The following is a 19,366-nucleotide window of genomic DNA, read 5'->3' on the forward strand; positions in this document are numbered from 1 at the left end:
ATAGTGGGAATTCGAATAATCGGGTGGCTGTGTAAAGGCCAGTGGCTCAGTCCAGATTGATGCGGGCTTGCGTGGCGATTCCTTTCCACATAGGAATGTCGCGGGCGTTGATGGCCTGTTGCTCGGGCCCCGGCACGTATTTGGCCGTGATGCCTAACGACAGCAGCTTATTCACAACCTCCGGTTCCTTGAGTGTGGTTTCCAGTGCGCGGGAAAGTTTGTCCACGATGGGCTTCGGCGTCTTGGCAGGCACATACATGACCCAGGTCAGCTCGCGGTCGAAGTCCACGCCTTGCTCCTTGTAGCTGGCGACGCCCGGCAAGCTCGGCGAACGCCGTGTGCACACAGCGAGCGCCTTGACCTTGCCTTCCTTCACGAAAGGTGTGGCGGTCACCATGTCGACGAATCCCACCGAGATGTGGTTGCCAAGGATGTCTGTCACGATCTGCGAAGTACCCTTGTATGGGACATGCTGCAGCGGGATTCCGGTTTTCTGGCTCAGTACCTCGCCGCAGAAGTGGCCGGTCGATCCCGCGCCCCAGCTTGCATACTGGATCGGCGTCTTGTCCTTGCGCGACAGCGCGATCAGTTCCTTGAGGTTGTTGGCCTGGTACTGGTTGGCTGCAATCATGACGATTGACGAACTGCCGATTGCGCCGAGGCTCTGGAAGTCGCGGACAGGGTCGTACGGCAGCTTGGCGTAGGTGGCCGGTGCCAACTGGTGAGTGGACATCCCGCCGATCATGATCGTGTAGCCATCCGGCGCGGCGGTGGCCACAGCATGGGTACCGATGGTGCCGGCCGCGCCAGGCTTGTTTTCAACGACCACTGGCTGCTTGAGCTGTGCTGCGAAGCGCTCCGCGAGCAGGCGCCCCAGAATGTCGCCACCCCCGCCGGCGGAGAAGGGCAGCAACATGCGGACGGGGCGATCGGGGTAGGCAGCGTCGCCGGCATGGGCGCCGGTGGCAGCAAGGGCGAGCAGGGCGCTCGCGAGGTATTTGCACATGGTGTCTCCATGGGGCCGCCAAGGCGGGCGGGGTTGAGTGCGCTTCTTCAGTGGAAACGTTTCCATAAAAGTTTCGTGGAGCAGCGAAAAGACTTCAATCATGGTTAACGCTATGCGCGGAAGCTTTGCCACGCCGGCTACACTATGAATATGGAAACGTTTCCAGTGAACTTAAGGGGGGCAAAATGAGCTTGCTGTTCGGTGGTGTATGCCAGATCGGCTACGTTGTACGGGATATCGAGAAGGCCATGCGTCACTGGAGTGACGTGCTCGGCGTCGGGCCTTGGTTTTATAAGGAATCCGTCGGGACCACGGAGTTCCGCTACTACCAACAAGCATCCTCATTGCCAGACCTGTCCATCGCGCTGGCGAATTCAGGTGGTGTCCAGATCGAATTGATCCAGCAACGCAACGACGCGCCGTCGCTGTATCTGGATTCGCTGAAGCACGCGGGCGAAGGCATGCAGCACGTCGCCTACTGGACTGACGACAGGTTCGACGAATATGCCGAGGTACTGCGGGCACGTGGCTATGTGGAGGGGCACGGTGGCCGCATGGGAATGCGCGGTCGGTTTGCCTACTACGTGCATGCGGACCTGCCGGGCAACATTGTGGAAATTTCGGAGCTGGCCGGCGGCAAGGGTGAGTACTTCGCAATGATCGCCGCAGCCGCCAAGGGCTGGGACGGCGCTGATCCGATCCGCCGGATTGGAGCGCCGCAATGAACGCCACGCAGAGCAAGGAGCCGGCACTGCGCGTGGCGGTGGTGACTGGAGCCGCGCGCGGCATCGGGCTGGCGATCGGCGCTCGGCTTGTCGCCGACGGTTTCGCGGTGGCATTGTGGGATCGGGATGCCGGACAGCTCGACGAGGCCACGCAATCGCTGCGTGCGAGCGGCGCAAAGGTGCTGCCCGTCCCGGTCGACATTACAGACCGTGCACAGGTAGACCGTGCACTTGCGCAGTCTACGGGCGTGCTCGGCGGGCCTGCCGTGCTCGTCAACAATGCCGCCATTCTCGGGCGCAGCGGCCCCACGCTTGACGCCTCGCTGGACGAATGGCGGCGAGTCTTTGACGTGAATGTCTTCGGGGCATTGCAGTGCTTGCAAGCGGTGGTGCCGGCGATGGTGACCCGTGGCTACGGCCGTGTCGTCAACGTGGCGTCGATTGCCGGCAAGGAGGGTAATCCCTTTGCCGGGGCCTACGCGGCATCGAAGGCTGCGCTGATATCGATGACCAAGAGCCTGGGCAAGGAGTTGGCCGAAACGGGAGTGCTGGTCAATTGCATCACGCCCAGCGCAGCTGATACCGACATCTTCGGCGTGTACGACGAGGCCCAGCGCGCCCAGTTGCAATCGCGCCTGCTTGAGCGCGTACCGATGAAGCGCTTTGTCCGCGTCGAGGAAGTGGCGGAGATGGCGGCCTGGTTGTGTTCCGCGCGCTGCAGCTTCAGCACCGGCGCGGTATTCGACATCAGCGGCGGGCGCGCCATGTACTGAGGCCAGGACTGGGAGGGCCGGAAATTCGGCGATAATCCCCATCGACGAGTTGGTTGCGGGCCCGCCCGTCATCCGCCCGCATTTCCCTTCAGGATCACAGATGAGCAGCCGAACGCGCACCACCAGTCCCGATACGCCCGCGCGCGTCACGATTCGCGACGTGGCGCGCGCTGCCGGCGTGTCGTTGGGCACTGCGTCGCGGGCCCTCAATCGCAGTGGTCCTGTAAGCGAGGCGGCCCTCCAGGCCGTGGAGCGGGCGGCGAAGGCCCTGGCATATGCGCCCGATCCGATCGCGCAAAGCATGCGTACGGGAACCTCGGGAGTGGTTGGCCTGCTGGTCTCCGATCTGGCCAACCCGCTGTATGCCCGCATCATCACCGCGGTGGAGATCCGCCTGCAGCGCGAAGGCTATGCCATGGTGGTTGGCAATACGCACAACAGCAAGGCACAGGAAGAACTGATGGTGGACCTGTTCCGCCGGCGACGGGTCGATGGGCTGATTCTTGGCCCCTGCGAAGTGGAGCGCGCAGACTACCTCGACCAGGTGTCGCGTGATCTTGCCGTCGTGGCGATGGATCGCGACTTTGGCGCGCAGGGCTCTGGCGTTCACGTCGATCATTTCCGCGGCGCCTACGAGGCCTGCCGCTACCTGCTCGACCTTGGCCATACGCGCATCGCCCTGATGACATCCGACGGAGCCTTGCGGCCCGGGCGTGAACGCATCGACGGATATCGCGCGGCGATGGCCGAACGCGGGCTGGCGGTGGACGAAACGCTCGTGCGCGCGAGCCGCTCCGCGATGGACTTGTCGTTCAGCGACGCGCTGGCCCTGCTTTCCGCCAAGTCTCGGCCCACGGCATTTATTTGCCTGGGCACGCGTATCCTGTCGGGCGTACTGCAGGCAACGCGACAAACCGGCCATCGCGTGCCGCACGATGTGAGCCTGATCTGCGTCGGTGACGGCGATCTTCCTCAACTGTATTCGCCGGCGATTACCGCGATCAGTTGGGATCTCGAGGCAGTGGGCACAGCCGCCGCCGAAATCCTGCTTCGAGCGATTGGCGGCGGCGAGGGCCGCAGCCAGGCGAAGGCGCAAGGGGGGCAGGAAGTGCGACTGACCACGCAGATCGTCCTGCGCGAGTCCTGTGCACCGCCTCCCGCTGGCATGGCCTGAGCGCGCCATCGCACGGACGCTCAGCGTGCTTCGATCGGAGCCACTGCCACCGATCCCGCATCGCGCGGCCGGAACCACGTGACCAGAATTACCGCCGCCAGTACCAGCGCCAGGCTCAGGAGGTAGAGACTGAGCGTAAAGCTGCCCGTTGCCGCTTTGATCGCACCGACTGCGGCGGGCGCCACCACGCCGGCACTGCCGCCGACGGTACTGATGATGGCGATTCCCGCCGCCGCACTCGGGCCGGACAGGATGCCGCCGGGCATTGACCAAAGTACCGTGAAGGCACTCGATGTGCCGATGCTGACGAGCGTCAGGCACAGGATGGCAGGCAAAGGATCCTTTGGAAACAGCGTCGTCAGCATCAACCCTACTGCGGCGACCAGCGCGGCAATGGCGAAGTGCCAACGCCGTTCGCCTGTCCTGTCGGAGTGGCGGCCGACCAACACCGAGGCGGCCACGCCGCAGGCTGCGGGAAGGGTCGCCGCCAACCCTACCTGCATGATGGACAGGCCCATTCCCTTGAGCAGCGTTGGCTTCCAGAACGCCAACGCATAGATGCCCAGAATAACCAGAAACGACACCAATCCAAGCACCCAGACGCGCGCATCGCGGCTCGCTGCACGCACGCCACCATCGCCGTGGGTGGTGGACGCCGGGGCGTCAGTCCGGAGCAGGTGCGCGATCCGGTCGCGTTCGGTATCGTCGAGCCATGCCGCTTGGCCGGGCCGGTCCGGCAGCGTGGCGAAGGCCATGATGCCCAGTAGCACGCATGGAATGCCTTCGAGAACGAACAGCCACTGCCAGCCGCGCAGGCCGTGAGCGCCATCGAGCCACGTCATGATGGCGCCCGCCGTGGGTCCCGCGACGATCGGTGCCACGCTGAAGGCCATGAAGAAGAGGGCGGTTGCCTGGGCGAGCCGGTGGCGTGGGAACCATAGGGTCAGGTAATACAGGACGCCTGGCGCGAAGCCGGCTTCGAATACGCCGACCAGGAAGCGCAGGATGTAGAACTGCGTGGGCGTTGTGACGAACATCATCGCGGCCGAGGCCAGACCCCAGAGCCCCATGATGCGCAGCAGCGTGGCCCGCACGCCGATGCGGGCCAGGAGCATGTTGCTCGGGACCTCAAATAGTGCATAACCGACGAAGAAGATGCTGGCACCGAGACCAAAAACGGCGTCGCTGAACGCGAGATGCTCTTTCATCTGCAATTGCGCGTAGCCGACGTTGGTACGGTCCAGGTAATTGAAGACGTAGCAGAGGCAAAGTACGGGAAGCAGTCGCCAACTGATCTTGCGAAACAGCCGATCGTCGGTCTTGCCGGTCGTTGAACTGGGGGCCATCCTTGTCATCTGTCCTCTCCTCTCGTTATCCTGCGCCGTGACAGCCGGTGCGTTGGCGACAATTATCAGGAGTGGGCAATTCCTGAGACTGTCGCCTTTTGGCAATCGCAGGAGGGGGATAACCCTTGCATGGGAATTGGCCGGTAGCGCTGCGTACTTGCTATGCTCTTGCGGCCCCTGCTCAGCTTGCAACTCAAGATGCCACGCACCGCGCAAGACCTCAGTCCCGCCCCGGAACTTCTGTCCCCCGAGCTTGAACGATTGCTGCGTACCCAGGCCATGCGCAAGCGCCTGGTCAAGGGCGAGGTGCTGTTCACTTACGGATCGTCACCCGATGCGCTGTTCTGCGTTGGCAGGGGCATGATTCGTGTCAGCGTGACGGCATCCAACGGCCGCGAAGCCGTGGTCAGTATGCTGGAGCCGGGCCAATGGTTTGGCGAGGTCTCGCTGTTCATCGACGCGCCGCGTGTCTATGACACGCGCGCCATTGTCGACAGCGAACTGCTTGTGGTGCCGGCGAAGGCATTTCACGAGATTGTCGATGGGCGTCCGGACTTCCTGATGGAATTTATCCGCCTGATCTGCAGGCGCTACCGCTGGGCGCTGGAATGGATCGACGAGACCATCCTCCAGCCGCTACCGGTGCGGCTTGCGCGCCGGCTGCTGGCCGCGCAGCATGCCCATCTGCTGTCCGCCCCGGAGGACAGCGGATCAGCCTTGCGCCTGTCGCAGGAAGACCTTGGTCAGATGCTTGGTGTATCGCGGCAGAGCATCAACCGGCAGCTCAAGGAATGGGAGTCCCAACGGCTGCTGCGGCTCGAGTATGGACGGGTGACGGTGCTGGACCAGGACGCCTTGCGGCGTCTGGCCTGAGGGGGCGCGCCTGGATCAGGCTGGTGGTGCGGAGAACGCAGCGCCGCCATTCGGACGGATATAGCGCGGCATGGGCATCATCCCGGCACTTACCGCGCCCAGAATTGCCGTTTCGATGGCGCCCGCATCCATGATGCTGTGGTAGTTGTCGCCCACAAAATTGACATTGGCGCCGTGCACCACCATAAAACCTTCGGCGGCCTCGGTAGCATCCGCGGGCACTGTGAACGTATGGATCGACCCGCCCGGCTCATAGAGGTAGCTCCCTGCAGTCTGAGGATCGTCAGGATACTCCGCGTACTGCCACATGCCCCGTGTCGTGTAGAAATGCACGGTTCCAGTGTGGAAATGCTTCGGCAGAATGGTGCCGGGCTCGAATCGCCCATATAGCACCCAGGTGCCATGCTCGCGGTCAAGGAAGAGCGGTGTGATGGTGACCCCGGGCACCTCCGTAGGCAAGCGGGGTGCAGTGTCGGTGTTGAGGGTGAGCAGACGGTCCTGCTGTGTCGAAGCAGGGGGGAGCAGCGTGCTCGGCTCCTTCGCAACCGTCCCGACGCTTGCAGGTGCCGAAGTTTCTTTCGGAGAAAGCATGCCCATCACTGCCCGTGCCTGCAACTCGGCGGGCAAACCGGAGAGCAGTTGCTGCATCATTGTCAGCGAGTCGAAATAGATTCGCTCACAGATCAACGTCTCGCCCTCGAAGAGGAAGAGGGCGATCATGCGACAGCGAAATGCGTTGCCTGTTGCCGGGAGCCCGTTCAGCGTGCCGCGATGTGTGCCTAGTAGCCAAAACTCGACGATCACGGCATCGTCAGTGTGGCGAAGCTGGATAATCTCGCTGCGCTGATCTGGAAATGCCTGGCGGCTCTGGCTGTAGTAGCGGCGAACCTCGTCATTCCCGTCAAAGACGTTTCCGGTCGGAATGAGTTCATAGTGAGGATGGGGAAACGTCGACAAAACCGCATCAAAGTCCTGTCTGACTTCATCGGCAAAATGATCGCGTACGATACGTTCGCGAAGTCCTTGCAGTCGGCTTGGTTCTTGTGGGGTGCTCATGCAGGTCTCCATCACTTGGTTGTTGGACGTAGCCTCCCGCCGGCGAAGCGGGGAAAGCGAATTCTGCGCTCGCCGGTATCGTCCAGACTGTCAATAATGAGCACTTCGTGGTGAGGGGATACCCGGAGGCATTGGAGAACGCTCGGAGAGCGACGTTGACCGCATTCGGCCCACCTCGCGATTCCTGCACACCTAGTCGGTGAAGGTAGTGAACAAAGAAGGGAAGGCCCGGATGAACAGCGGAAACAGTGGATAGAAAGGTCTCAGCATAGTCAAGCCAATGTGATACGCCAGCGTGCGGCAAACGGCGCGAGTCAGCTGGTCTCGCGCCTCCTCTTGATTGATCAGACCAACAGAGCAGCCGGTTCAACTAGCCATCCATCGGTGGCACGCCCGACCATCCGCATCGCGAATGAGGCGGAATTGCCGCAGGTCACCCAATCCCCTCATCCTTCAACGCCCGCTTCACCGCCGCCCGCTCACCAACCCTCGACCGATACGCCTGCAGCGCAGGCCAGCGCTCAAGCGACAGCTTGAAATGATCAGGCCATCTCAGGATGGTGAACAGGTACGCATCCGCGACAGTGAACTCTCCCATCAGGTAATCCTTGTCCGCGAGCTGCGGCGCCAGCCAGTCGAACCGCTGCGACAGGCGCGTCCACGTCGCGTCTTTCTGCTCCTGCGGCGTACCGGGTTTCCAGAACGGTCCAAAACCCTTGTGCAGTTCTGATGAAATGAAGTTCAGCCATTCCTGCAGCCGATAGCGCTCCAGCGTATTGCACGCCGGCGCAAGCGCTTTTTCCGGGGCCTGGTCGGCTATGTACTGGATCACCACGGCCGCCTCGGTCAGCCGGTCGCCGCTCTCGAGCGCCAGCGTCGGCACATAGCCCTTGGCATTGATGGTCTTGTAGTCTGCGCCGCTCTCGGTCTTGTGCGGCTCGGCGCGCAAGTCGACGCGCTCGGTGGAGAAGGGCAGGCCGGTCTCGATGAGGACGATATGTGGCGCCAGTGAACATGCGCCCGGAGCGTAGTACAGCTTCATGATGGGGTGCCTCCTTGGTAATGTGCGCCAGGGTCAGGACGTCAGGGGTGATTTAGCAATCGACATGCCCAAGCCATTTCTTTCCGCCTGGTTGCCGGACTCCGACGCACGCAATCACGGCGGCGAAGCGTGTCAGTCGCCTGGTCGACCGGTGCCTGCGCGCGCCGGAATGGATTGCAAGGCGCGTAGCAGAATTTGCCAGGCGGAAGCTTCTGGCCTCCCATTCCTCGCGCCGACGCAAGGGGTTCGCCCGTGGGAATGTTCCTTGCAGCTTCGGTACTCCGAATGACCTCGCCGGAGGTGGCTCCGGCTTCATCTGGAGGACACCATGAAAGCTGTTGTGTTTCACGGAATCGGCGACATCCGGCTGGATGATGTGCCGGAACCGGTGATCGAGCAGGACACGGACGCCATCGTGCGCCTGACCGCCAGTGCCATTTGCGGCACCGACCTGCATTTCGTGCGGGGCACCATGGAAGGGCTGGCGCCGGGCACGGTGCTGGGCCACGAGGGCGTGGGCGTGGTCGAGGCGCTGGGCGACGGCGTGCGCAACTTCAGCGTGGGCGACCGGGTCGTGATTCCTTCCACCATTGCCTGCGGCTATTGCTCGTACTGCCGCGCCGGTTACTACGCCCAGTGCGACAACGCCAATCCGCACGGCAAGCAGGCCGGCACCGCCTTCTATGGCGGGCCGGAGCAGACCGGCCCGTTCCAGGGGCTGCAGGCAGAGAAGGCACGCGTGCCGTTCGCCCACGTCAACCTGGTCAAGCTGCCGGACAACATCAGCGACGAGCAGGCGATCATGCTCTCCGACATCTTTCCGACCGGCTATTTCGGCGCTGATCTCGCCAGCATCCATCCCGGCCACACGGTGGCGGTGTTCGGCTGCGGTCCGGTAGGGCAGTTCGTGATCGCGTCGGCGAAGCTGATGGGAGCGGGCCGCATCTTTGCCGTGGATGCGGTGGCAGACCGGCTCGACATGGCGCGCCAGCAGGGTGCCGAGGTGGTGAACTTCGATGCCGAAGATCCGGTGGAGACCATCGTGCAGCTGACCGGCGGCATCGGCGTGGACCGGGCCATCGATGCGGTTGGCGTCGATGCCATGCATGCGCACCACGGACCGGCGGCGCAGGATCCGTCCATCCCGGAAAGCGAAAAGGAGGCCGAGCGCCTGGCGCCGAACGCCCAGCCGTCGGCGCAGGGCAACTGGGTTCCGGGGGACGCGCCGGCGCAGGCGCTGGACTGGGCCATCCGCGCGCTGGCCAAGGCCGGCACGCTGTCGATCATCGGCGTGTATCCGCCCACCGACCGCAGTTTCCCGATCGGCGCGGCGATGAACAAGAACCTGACGGTGCGCATGGGCAACTGCAACCACCGCGCCTATATCCCTCGGCTGGTGGAGCTGGTGCGCACCGGTGCGGTCGATCCGGCCGCCATCCTGACGCGGCGCGAGCCGATGACCTCGGCGATCGAGGCCTACCAGGCCTTTGACCTGCGCCAGCCCGGCTGGATCAAGGTCGAACTGCAGCCCGGTTCGGTCCACTAGCCGCAGACCAGGGCAGGAGTGCCCGCCCGCTCCGCGGTGTCGGAAGTCTGAGCACACCGATGGGCGCGCAGCGGGCACTCGGCCAAGCTTGCGGCCACCGGAAGCGACGGCATGCGGTCGATCGCGGCTACAAGGAGACGAGTACTGCCCGTTGCCCTTGACCTTGCAACGATAGGAAGCTCTAAGGTGACGACGTCTTCGAGTGCGATCGCGGAGTCCGTACGCCGTTTCCGGCTAGTGTTGCCGTCACTCGGTGCTTGTTGCCGTGCTGCCCTATATCAATGTGTACCGTCGACGCCGACCGACGCCTTTCCGTTGCCCGCGAGACCCCCGCGGGCGGGACCGGCTCAGGTCGTTGCAACGACTTGCACCTCGACAAGGAAACCAGGCGCGAAAAGCGTTTGGACCCCAACGACGGTACTCGTGGGCGGAACCGCCCCTGGGGGCCGTTCCGATGCGAGAGCTGAAACCAGTTCGCCCGCGCTATCAGGCGAATAGTCGACCAGGTAGATCACTTCGTTCACGATCTTTTCCCGCGAAGATCCTGCGGCCTGAAGTACGAGATCTATGTTGGCATAGGCCCGGCGAAACTGCTCGATCATCGTTCCTTCGATCAAGGCACCGCTCTCCTCCCATGAAAGCTGGCCTGAGGTATAGATCAAGCCCGCCGGCTCCACGATGATCGCGTGGGAGATCACGTTCTCTAGTTTCGGAAGCCCCTTTGGGTTAATCCTGCGTACACTGTTTCCCATCAACGCAGCTCCTCTTGTACCTTGTCGCCTCGGATGTTGACGACTTGAATCTGGGTGAACTCCAGAAGGCCTTCGCCGCCAAGTTCGACGCCGAATCCAGACTGCTTTGCGCCCGCCTGAGGAATATGCGGTGCCAGATCAAGATGCTGATTGATCCAGACGCTGCCGCATACCAGTCGTTCCGCTACATCTCGGGCTTGGCTCACATCCGAGGACCACACCGACGCACCGAGACCGTATTCGCTGGCATTTGCGCGCCGAATGGCATCGTCGAGATCGGTATAACGAATGAGCGGAAGCACCGGGCCAAACTGCTCCTCGTCGACCAACCGGGCGCCTTCCTCGATGTCAGCGACAATGGTCGGACGGATGAAGTAGCCTTTGCCATCATCAATTTGACCGCCGGTTACGATCCGCCCCTTCGTTGCGGCGTCCGCCAGAATGGCCTTGACTTTTTCATACTGGACACGGTTCTGGAGCGGCCCCATGGTCGTCCGGCTGTCCAAGCCGTCGCCAACAGTGACGCCTGTGGCAAGCCTGGCCAGCTCAGCGCAAAGTTCGTCGTAGATGGATGCGTGGACGTACAGGCGTTTGATGGCAATGCACGCCTGACCTGCATTGAAGAAGGCGGCACGGAAGATGCCCGGTGCGATGTCCGCAGGAACGGCGTCATCAAGCACAATGGCCGGGTCGTTTCCGCCTAGCTCGAGGGTGACACGCTTCAGCGTCTTCGCCGCATTGGCCATCACCGAGTACCCGGTTGCCGTGGACCCGGTAAACGACACCTTTGCGACATCCGGATGCGAGGTCAGAATGCTGCCGAGATCGTTCCTGTCTGTTATGACATTGAGAACGCCGGCCGGAACGATGGAGGCAACCAGCCGGGCGAAAATCAGTGTCGTCAGCGGGGTCGTCGCGGCGGGCTTGATCACGACGGTGTTACCCGTCAGGAGCGCGCCAGGAACCTTGAAGGCCATCAGCAGCAACGGGAAATTCCAAGGCACGATCACCGCGACCACACCCAGCGGACGTCGATGCAGCTCGACCTGGCGGACCTCACTGTGTTCGAGGGAAATCGGCCCCAGTTCGGCGGCGGCGACGTACCGAAAGAACGCGGCTGTGCCCTGGACTTCCGTCATCGCATCGGCAATGGGTTTGCCCTGTTCCTGCGTGAGCATGCATGCAAGCTGGCTGGCATTCGCATCGACGACCTCGGCAATGTCCCGCAGCACACTGCGCCGGTGCGTCAGATCGCTGCGCGACCACTTCGCCAGCGCTGATTTTGCGCTCGCTATGGCCTGCTCAACCTGGTTGGCGGATGCGCGCGGCGCGACACCGAAGATCCTTCCAGTGGCTGGATTGACTACGTCCATGGTGGCGGCGCCTTTAACCAGGACGCCGTCAATCAGCATACAGTCGGGCAAGACCGTTGAGCCGTCGTTGGTCTTGCGCGGTTGCGCGGAGTCCGAGTTCATCAGTGGACCTCCGCTGTGATCGAGGCTGCCAAGGCCGGGGCAAACGTTGCGCTGCCTACCTTGGCTAACTCGGCTTTCAGCGCCGCGGTATCGTGGTCCTCGCTCGCCCAGGCAAGATAGCCATCCGGACGCACCAGCATGGCGGTAAGACAGGACCAGGGAGCGGGTGCACAGGGTGTCAACGCCGTAACATGCATGTCCACCAAGGAGCTGCTGTGAGGACCAAGGTCATCGCCGCTTAGTGGGCTGGACAACGCCGTATTGGCTCTCAGATCAAGCATGACATGGCGCCCGTTGTGAAGCTTCTGGAAGATGCCTTCGCTTGAATGCTGGAACATCAGGTTTGGAACACGCTGTCCGACCAGAGCATGTGCGGGATCGGCGGAAGGGTAGACAACCGACAGGCCAGTCAGCCGCTTGACCAGGCTTATCTCGAGCGCCGGGTTCTCCTGGATCAACTTTTGCAGCAATGAACGCAGATCCCGGCATTCATTGGTGAATACGCTCATCAGAAGCGTCTGCGCCTGAGTGTGCTCAAGGAGGTTCTGGCCGACCGGATGGCGTTCGGCGTGGTAGCTGTCGAGCAGTCCCGCCGGCGCCCAGCCATTGATGGTTGCTGCCAGCTTCCAGCCAAGGTTCATGGCGTCCTGGATGCCGACGTTAAGGCCGACGCCGCCGGCCGGCATATGCTGGTGCGCAGCGTCGCCGGCGAGCAGGATGCGTCCCTTCCGGTAAGCCTCTGCCTGCCGGGCGGTATTGCTATAACGCGACAGCCACGAAGGACTGTGCATGCCATAGTCAGTCCCCATGATGGCGACAGTTTTTGCCCGCAGTTCATCGAGCGTGAACTCTCCGGGACGATCCGTTCGGACGTCATCGGGTGAAATACCGACTAGCCGATGACGCTCCCCCGGGAGCTTGACTACCGCAATCGCGCCAGCGGACGTCCATTTGTTGAGGGCAATGTCGTCGGGTGGGGAGTCCAGGATGACGTCACCCAACCATCCGTAGACGGTGGCATCGGTGCCGGGGAAGGGAATGCCGGCGCAGTTCCGTACCGTGCTTCGCACGCCATCGCAGCCGACAAGGTACTCGGTGTCCACCGAATACGGCCCACTTGGACCTTGCACCGCGACGGTGACCGTGGAGTCGGTTTCCGTAAATGACTGGACTTTGTGCCCGCGTCGGATCTCGGCGCCGAGATTGCGTGCGCGCTGTTGCAACAACTCGGTTGTCCGCGCCTGAAGAATGGCGAGGGTAAAGGGATACGGCGACTCAAGCGGACGGAAGTTGAGCCGATAGTCCAGAAGTCCGAAATGCCCGGCAGGGATTGCCACACCCTCATCGAGAAACGCCTTTTCGACGCCTCGCGATGCGAAGGTCTCGATAGTGCGTGGATGTACCGTCAAAGCTCGCGACTGTGGATCAATCGATTCGCTTTGTTCCAGAACCAGGGTCGAGACTCCTGCGAGTTGCAATTCTCCCGCGAGCCAGCACCCTACCGGACCAGCACCGGAAATGACGACTTGATATTTCATAACCATCCTTTTTGTTCTCGAAGAAATTGGTTCTTGGATCGAAGGTCGTTGCGCGTGGCGATTGCCGACGTGTTGCAGACCGGGAAATCGGTTCCGTCAGTCTCGGATCACGAATATTCAGGAAGTACGGCTACCCCATGGCGTTGGCAAACTGGCGCGGACTGCCCGTCGGGCGAACATTGCAAAGCTCGCCTGGACGATTTCCGGGCGTAGCAGAAAGTCATGGGATTCCCGTGCAAGGTCAGGATCGAGTTCGGCAACGGAACCGGTCGACTCAGCAATCAGCTGGAGCTGTGCAGCGTTCTCGATCAGCATCGACAAATAAGCCGACTCCTCTATGGACCCGGTGGCGCAGAGAAAGCCGTGATGGGCGAGCAGCACGCTTCGATTTTGGCCGAGTGCTGTGGCAATGATCTTTCCTTCGCTGTCGGCGATTGGAAGTCCAGGCCATTCAGCGAGGAAGCCGCAGTCATCGGCAAACGGCGTTGCATCCATGTGGGCCACACGCAAGCGCATCCCGGTCATGGACAGGGCCGATACGTATGGCGGATGTGTATGGATGATGCAATTGACGTCGGGACGCTCGCGGTATATCCAAAGGTGAAACCGGATCGCTGGATTGGCAGCGCCCCTGCCTTGGATGACGTTGATCGATTCGTCGATGCGAATGATCTGGTCGGCGTCGACCTCGTCGAAACCCACCGCCAATGGTGTTGTCAGGAACGTGCCGTCGGCACTTCTCACCGTAATTTGCCCCGCGAGCGAGCGTGAGTGTCCTTCGAGCGCCAGCATGCGACATGCGAGCGCGATTTTCTCCTCTTCCGTCCAAGCGCCGAGTTGAAGGCCGCTGGCCAACCGTCTGACCTGATCATCCGTGAAGCTCTTCCGGTCCTCATGTTTCATCTGTTGCCTCCTTTGGTTGTCCTGTCATCTCCCGCTCAGCGGGGCGTTCGTATGGACGGCGTGAATCAGGGGGATGAAACCTAACGGTGTTAGGCAATCACGATCGATGGTACACTAACGGTGTTAGTTTGCAAACACAGATGTGAATGAAAACCCCAAAAATTCGACGTGATCAGGTCATTCAGGCTGCGTTAGACCTTTTGGATCAGGAGGGTCTTGATGGATTGACGCTGCGCAAGCTGGCGCTGGCACTCGACATACAGGCACCTTCGCTCTATTGGCATTTCAGCGGGAAGCAAGAACTTATTGATGCCGTAGCGGATGCGCTCGTCATGAATGTTGTCCTGCCCCAGAGCCCGGATCAGCCATGGGACAGCCGGCTCAGGCAAATTGCCGCGGAGCTGCGGCAGGCGCTATTGCAGCACCGTGATGGTGCCCGTGTTTTTGCCGGCACTTATGTAGTGTCGGACAACGTGCTGCGCATTAGCGAGGCGATGCTGGAAGCATTCGCGTTGGCCGGCGTCGATGTGTCCTGTGCATCGACGTATTCCTTCAGCGTTCTCTACTACATCCTGGGTTTTGTGATGGAAGAACAGGCACTCGGACCCCACAGCGCGTTCGATGTCACTTCACGCAAGACTGCCTTCGAGGAGTTGGCGAAGCGCAGCTATCCGAGGAATTGGGCTGCTCAGGAGTCCATCTTTTCTACCGATTTCGATGCGCGGTTCAGTACGGGGCTGGAACTGATCATCGCTGGTGTCAAGCAGCAGGCCAGCGAGACTGCGAGGAAAGCCGCTCCATTGCTGAATGCAGGAAAGGGCGTGGCCGGTGCGGCAAGAAGACGCCCTGAACGACGCGGGTAATTGATGTCTGGCCGGGACTGGGTGATCAGGCCAGCGCCAGCCCGGCTGGATCAAGGTCGAACTGCAGCCGGGGTCGGTCCACTAGCGGCGGCGCCTCAGGTTCTCCGCCGTGCGGGCGGAGAACCTGCCGTGGCTCCGGGTCCATGCGACGCTGGTGGTCGTCGGCCATCCATCAGTCATCCCATTGCGCCGGCACGAAACCGAAGCCTGCACACTGCCTGGCCACGTGACGATGGAAGGGAATGCCATGTACGCCACAGCCAGCACCGCGCCGCCGGCCGCGCAAAACCATCAAAGCGGCCTGGGCGAGTACAGTGCGCTCTGGAATTGGGGCACGTACTCGTACTTGAGCATCTTGCCGAGCTTCAGTGACTTGATGAACGTTGAAAGCGTACCTTCCGTCAGGCCAAGGCTGACGGCTTGCGCACTTGTGCTGGAGGCATGGCTGAGCTGGCGGGAAATGGCATAGCCAGTGGTCAGTTGCCCACGCTGGTCGACGTTGGTAAAGCTGTTGGTCACCATGGAAATATTGCTGGAAAGGTCGCCCAGCTTTCTGGTTTCGAGGGTGACATCGACCGTGCCCGTCTCGCTATCCAGGATCTGGACGACGACCGACTTGTCGGTTTCGCGGTAACTGATGCCGGTCAGCCATTTTGGCAGGTTGTAGCCGACCACACCTCGTACCCTGGCCAGCTCCGTATTGACCGGCAGCTTCAGTACGTAGCCCCAGAAGTCGTCCGACATCGCCTGGCCTATCAGGCTGAGCGGTCCAAGGTTGGAACTGCCTGGCCGGTTGGTGACGACCGACAAGCCGATCTCGTTGTAGCTGTCGTTGTCGCAATAGTGATAGGCGTAGGCGGTGAGTGCGACCAGGCCCCTGCCGGGCCAGACCTGCAGCGGTTGAACCTTTGCCAATACCTCGGCTGGCATCAATTCCCGCAGCCTGTCCAGGTCGGCGGTGAAGATGGCTGTCACCCTGCTGTTCTGGTAGTAGAAGTTTGGCGAATAGGATTCGAAGCCAATATCTACCTTGTCTTTGCTGAGGTTTTTGAACCAGCTCAGGTCGACGCCTGGCGCTTCCGCCTCAATGACGGAAAGGGGAGGATTGGACCGGTAGCGGTCATACAATCCGCCTTTGACAACAGGGACCTTGTGGCCAGCGATACTGATGGTCGTGCTGCCGTCTTGCTGGTTGGCGGATGTGTCATCTGCCCACGCAGCACTCAGGAGGGTACTCAGGAGTACCCCGGCTGCAGCCGCAAGTTTGCTGATCTTCATAGGAATGGATCGAGTGGTTGAGTCGAGAAAGGCGAAGGCCTGCTATCAGCCGCTGCGGCGCTGGGCGATCCAGCGCCGATACTGACGGACGCGGCATGCGTCGGACGCCTGCTGCAGGATCAGTGCGCACAGCGGTGACACCTTCGGATTGGTGGCCTTGCCGCGGCTGAGCTTGCGCAGTTGAAACTTGACTGTCGCCATGTTGGCCAGCGAGGCCAGCGGCTTGTTGGTCCAGTCGATTGGCCGTAACGTCGGCGCGCTGTCCTTGCCGGCACGCCAGGCGCGCGGCAGATCGGGATCGATCGCCAGGGCGGTGCCGATGCCAACCATGTCCACGCCGCTCTGGACCACTGCCTGGGCTACCGGCCAGCGGCGGATGCCGCCCGTGACCATCACTGGCATCTTCGCCACCGCGCGGATGTCCCGGGCGAACTCGACAAAGTAGGCCTCGCGGGCGAGGGTGCTGCCGTCGCGGGCGTCGCCCTGCATGGCCGGGGCCTCATAGCTTCCTCCGGACAGTTCGACCAGGTCGACGTCCAGCGTGTTGAGCAGTTTCACGACCTGGCGGGCATCGTCGGCGCTGAAGCCGCCCCGCTGGAAGTCGGCGGAATTCAGCTTGACGGCAACCGCGAATCCCGGCGAAACCACGGCGCGTATGGCCTTGACGATCTCGATGAGCAGGCGGGCGCGGTGTTCCAGCGAGCCGCCCCACTGGTCCCTTCGATGGTTGGTCAAGGGCGAGAGAAACTGGCTCAGCAGATAGCCGTGTGCCGCGTGAATTTCGACGCCGGTGAAGCCTGCCTGCTCGCCGAGTTGAGCGGTACGGGCAAAGCGGCGGATAACGTCTTCGATGACGTCGTGCGTCATCGCCTTTGGCGCGCTGAAGTGCCTGGACAGTTTGCCCAGCTGCAATGGCACCGCAGAGGGCGCCCAGGTGGGCTGCCCCAGGCTGGCCGGCATCTGGCGACCGGGGTGGTTGATCTGCAGCCACAGCTGCGCGCCGTTGGCCCGGCCGGCCTGCGCCCAGCGCCGGAACCGGTCCAGATGCCGGGTGTTCTCCAGCACCACGCCGCCGGGGCCCGTCATGGCACGGCCGTCGACCATCACGTTGCCAGTGATCAGCAGGCCTGCGCCGCCCGCCGCCCAGGCGCTGTACAGGCGTATCAGTGCTTCGGATGGCGCGTGGTCTTCATCCGCCAGGTTCTCTTCCATGGCAGCCTTGGCGATGCGGTTTGGAACGATTGAACCGTTGCGCAGAATCAGTTTGTCGAACACGTTCATGAGGTCACCCCGTTGGATCGTGAATCGACTGTAAGATTGAAGTTAACTTTAAGGTCAAGGTATTTTTTTGCTGCGCCGGCTGTTCGCAAAATGCAAACGGCCCGCCTCGAATGGGCGGGCCGTACTGAACAGCTTCACTTCCGCGCAGCGGAATCGCGCGTGGCGAATGGTGACGAGGAAGGCTGGCGGATGCTGGCGGAGCGGCTAGCTGCGCACAAACGCCAGCAGATCGGCATTGATCGTATCGGCGTTGGAGGTCGTCATTCCGTGCGGAAAGCCCGGATAGGTCTTCAGGGTGCCGTGCTTGAGCAGCTTCGCCGAGAGCGGTGCCGAGTCAGCGTAGGGAACGACCTGGTCGTCATCGCCATGCATCACCAGCACGGGAATCGTGGCGCGCTTCAGGTCCTCGGTAAAGTCGGTCTGCGAGAAGGCCACGATACCGTCGTAATGCGCCTTGGCGCTGCCCATCATGCCCTGCCGCCACCAGTTCCAGATGACACCCTGCGACGGTTTCGCGTCGGGCCGGTTGTAGCCGTAGAACGGGCCGGCGGCTATGTCGTAGTAGAACTGCGCGCGATTGGCCGCGAGTTGGGCCTGGAAATCGTCGAAGACATCCTTGGGCAGGCCGCCCGGGTTGCTTTCCGTCTTGACCATCAACGGCGGAACAGCGCTGATGAGCACGGCCTTGGCGACATGATCCTCCCCATGGCGGGCGACGTAGTGGATGACCTCGCCGCCGCCCGTGGAATGGCCAACGTGGACGGCCTTCTCCACGCCGAGATGGCTGACCACCGCCGCCACATCATCCGCGTAGTGGTCCATGTCATGGCCGTCCCAGACCTGGCTGGACCGTCCATGGCCGCGGCGGTCATGGGCCACGACCCGAAAGCCCTGCGCCAGGAAGAAGAGCATCTGGGCGTCCCAGTCGTCAGCGCTGAGCGGCCAGCCGTGATGAAAGAAGATCACCTGCGCATCGCGTGGTCCCCAGTCCTTGTAGAAGATGTCAACGCCATCCTTTGTGGTTACGTATCCCATGTTCGCTTCTCCTATGTGGTGCCAATGAAGACTGCCATTGAAGAATCCGCCGGCCCGGCACTGGCATGCCGTTGTCGGGCGGTGCCCGCGGACGGGAATCCACGGGCTGCGCCCTGGCCGACATTCACTGTAGGATTGAAGCTCACCTCAAGGTCAACTTTTTTTGTGTATGAGAATCGGAGAACTGGCAAAGCTCAGTGGCCTGACGGCTTCCCGCATCCGCTTCTACGAGGCGGCCGGCCTGATCACAGCCGTCGAGCGCACGGCAAACGGCTATCGCGACTACTCTGCGGAGGCGGTGTGGATTTTGGAGATTATTGCCAGCGCCCAGGAGGCGGGCTTCTCGCTCGACCAGATCCGTCATCTGTTGCCGCTCGGTTCGGGGGACTGGCAGCATGATGAACTGCTGGATGCCCTCAAGCGGAAGGTCGCCGAGATCGAGGAGATGCAAAAACGCCTGAAGCAGAACCGGGCCCATCTGCTCGCCGCCATCAGGAATATCGAAAACCGGCCGGCAGACCTGGGTTGCTCAGACAAGGCTCAGTGGGTGCTGGACCGCCTCCGCGAGGACGGGGCGGTCGCAACCGGCAAGCGCCGCCGCTCCGCCGCAAGGTAATTTGCGACAGTTGCTGCCCGTGGCGGCCTCGGTACAGGCACCGCTGGCGCGCCGGAGGTTTTGCACGGGCCGCTCAAGCTGGCC

18 protein-coding genes are annotated in these 19,366 nt (G+C 62.1%); 7 read left to right on the forward strand and 11 right to left on the reverse strand.

Annotated elements, in window-relative coordinates; translation table 11 throughout:
• Positions 1-46: 46 nt before the first annotated feature.
• Positions 47-1,108 (reverse strand): Bug family tripartite tricarboxylate transporter substrate binding protein, encoded by a 1,062-nt coding sequence (locus tag FHX60_RS19285; RefSeq protein WP_260164152.1) that lies wholly within the window; start codon positions 1,106-1,108, stop codon positions 47-49.
• 83 nt (positions 1,109-1,191) lie between these two features.
• Here FHX60_RS19285 and FHX60_RS19290 point away from each other — a divergent pair, with 83 nt between their 5' ends.
• The 3 genes from FHX60_RS19290 (at position 1,192) to FHX60_RS19300 (ending at position 3,678) form a co-directional block, all read left to right on the forward strand.
• Complete coding sequence (locus tag FHX60_RS19290; RefSeq protein ID WP_112774798.1) at positions 1,192-1,731, forward strand: VOC family protein; 540 nt, start codon at positions 1,192-1,194, stop codon at positions 1,729-1,731.
• Positions 1,728-2,504 (forward strand): SDR family NAD(P)-dependent oxidoreductase, encoded by a 777-nt coding sequence (locus FHX60_RS19295; protein WP_112774799.1) that lies wholly within the window; start codon positions 1,728-1,730, stop codon positions 2,502-2,504. Before FHX60_RS19290 ends, FHX60_RS19295 begins: the two co-directional genes overlap by 4 nt.
• Positions 2,505-2,604: 100 nt before the next feature.
• On the forward strand, positions 2,605-3,678 hold the full coding sequence (locus FHX60_RS19300; RefSeq protein WP_183284260.1) for a LacI family DNA-binding transcriptional regulator: 1,074 nt from the start codon (positions 2,605-2,607) through the stop codon (positions 3,676-3,678).
• Positions 3,679-3,698: 20 nt separating this feature from the next.
• On the opposite strand, the gene FHX60_RS19305 is transcribed toward FHX60_RS19300, so the two are convergent.
• Positions 3,699-5,033 (reverse strand): MFS transporter, encoded by a 1,335-nt coding sequence (locus tag FHX60_RS19305; RefSeq protein ID WP_183284261.1) that lies wholly within the window; start codon positions 5,031-5,033, stop codon positions 3,699-3,701.
• 189 nt (positions 5,034-5,222) lie between these two features.
• Here FHX60_RS19305 and FHX60_RS19310 point away from each other — a divergent pair, with 189 nt between their 5' ends.
• A complete protein-coding gene (locus FHX60_RS19310; protein WP_112774802.1) occupies positions 5,223-5,897 on the forward strand; it encodes a Crp/Fnr family transcriptional regulator in 675 nt (224 codons plus the stop codon).
• 15 nt (positions 5,898-5,912) lie between these two features.
• Here the strand turns inward: FHX60_RS19310 and FHX60_RS27780 are convergent, their stop codons facing one another.
• The gene (locus FHX60_RS27780; protein ID WP_244981386.1) at positions 5,913-6,953 is read right to left on the reverse strand and encodes a cupin domain-containing protein; all 1,041 of its coding nucleotides are present in this window, start codon (positions 6,951-6,953) and stop codon (positions 5,913-5,915) included.
• A gap of 433 nt (positions 6,954-7,386) precedes the next feature.
• Positions 7,387-7,995 carry a glutathione transferase GstA gene (gene gstA, locus FHX60_RS19325; protein WP_183284262.1) on the reverse strand — a complete coding sequence of 203 codons (609 nt, stop codon included), beginning with the start codon at positions 7,993-7,995 and terminating at the stop codon, positions 7,387-7,389.
• A gap of 328 nt (positions 7,996-8,323) precedes the next feature.
• Between gstA and FHX60_RS19330 the strand changes: the two genes are divergently transcribed.
• Positions 8,324-9,541, forward strand: a complete 1,218-nt coding sequence (locus FHX60_RS19330) for a zinc-dependent alcohol dehydrogenase (protein WP_112774805.1) — start codon at positions 8,324-8,326, stop codon at positions 9,539-9,541.
• A gap of 347 nt (positions 9,542-9,888) precedes the next feature.
• Here the strand turns inward: FHX60_RS19330 and FHX60_RS19335 are convergent, their stop codons facing one another.
• The 4 genes from FHX60_RS19335 to FHX60_RS19350 form a co-directional block, all read right to left on the reverse strand.
• On the reverse strand, positions 9,889-10,293 hold the full coding sequence (locus tag FHX60_RS19335; RefSeq protein WP_183284263.1) for a RidA family protein: 405 nt from the start codon (positions 10,291-10,293) through the stop codon (positions 9,889-9,891).
• A complete protein-coding gene (locus FHX60_RS19340; protein ID WP_260164161.1) occupies positions 10,293-11,768 on the reverse strand; it encodes an aldehyde dehydrogenase family protein in 1,476 nt (491 codons plus the stop codon). The genes FHX60_RS19335 and FHX60_RS19340 overlap by 1 nt, the downstream gene beginning before the upstream one ends.
• Positions 11,768-13,306, reverse strand: a complete 1,539-nt coding sequence (locus FHX60_RS19345; protein ID WP_183284264.1) for an FAD-dependent monooxygenase — start codon at positions 13,304-13,306, stop codon at positions 11,768-11,770. The genes FHX60_RS19340 and FHX60_RS19345 overlap by 1 nt, the downstream gene beginning before the upstream one ends.
• A 117-nt stretch (positions 13,307-13,423) precedes the next feature.
• Entirely contained in the window at positions 13,424-14,209 is a 786-nt protein-coding gene (locus FHX60_RS19350) for an aldolase (RefSeq protein ID WP_112774807.1), read from the reverse strand.
• A 146-nt stretch (positions 14,210-14,355) separates the two neighbouring features.
• Here FHX60_RS19350 and FHX60_RS19355 point away from each other — a divergent pair, with 146 nt between their 5' ends.
• Complete coding sequence (locus FHX60_RS19355) at positions 14,356-15,072, forward strand: TetR/AcrR family transcriptional regulator C-terminal domain-containing protein (RefSeq protein ID WP_183284265.1); 717 nt, start codon at positions 14,356-14,358, stop codon at positions 15,070-15,072.
• Positions 15,073-15,363: 291 nt separating this feature from the next.
• Here the strand turns inward: FHX60_RS19355 and FHX60_RS19360 are convergent, their stop codons facing one another.
• The 3 genes from FHX60_RS19360 to FHX60_RS19370 all read right to left on the reverse strand — a co-directional run bounded on the left by FHX60_RS19360 (position 15,364) and on the right by FHX60_RS19370 (position 18,666).
• The gene (locus FHX60_RS19360; protein ID WP_183284266.1) at positions 15,364-16,350 is read right to left on the reverse strand and encodes an acetoacetate decarboxylase (ADC); all 987 of its coding nucleotides are present in this window, start codon (positions 16,348-16,350) and stop codon (positions 15,364-15,366) included.
• A 45-nt stretch (positions 16,351-16,395) separates the two neighbouring features.
• On the reverse strand, positions 16,396-17,631 hold the full coding sequence (locus FHX60_RS19365) for an NADH:flavin oxidoreductase/NADH oxidase family protein (protein WP_183284267.1): 1,236 nt from the start codon (positions 17,629-17,631) through the stop codon (positions 16,396-16,398).
• 204 nt (positions 17,632-17,835) lie between these two features.
• On the reverse strand, positions 17,836-18,666 hold the full coding sequence (locus tag FHX60_RS19370; protein WP_183284268.1) for an alpha/beta fold hydrolase: 831 nt from the start codon (positions 18,664-18,666) through the stop codon (positions 17,836-17,838).
• Between the two features lie 169 nt (positions 18,667-18,835).
• On the opposite strand from FHX60_RS19370, the gene FHX60_RS19375 reads away from it, so the two are divergent.
• Positions 18,836-19,282 (forward strand): MerR family transcriptional regulator, encoded by a 447-nt coding sequence (locus tag FHX60_RS19375; protein WP_183284269.1) that lies wholly within the window; start codon positions 18,836-18,838, stop codon positions 19,280-19,282.
• Positions 19,283-19,366 lie beyond the last annotated feature (84 nt).

Origin of the sequence: Cupriavidus alkaliphilus (genome assembly GCF_014191175.1) — a bacterium.
Classification (GTDB): Bacteria; Pseudomonadota; Gammaproteobacteria; order Burkholderiales; family Burkholderiaceae; genus Cupriavidus; species Cupriavidus alkaliphilus.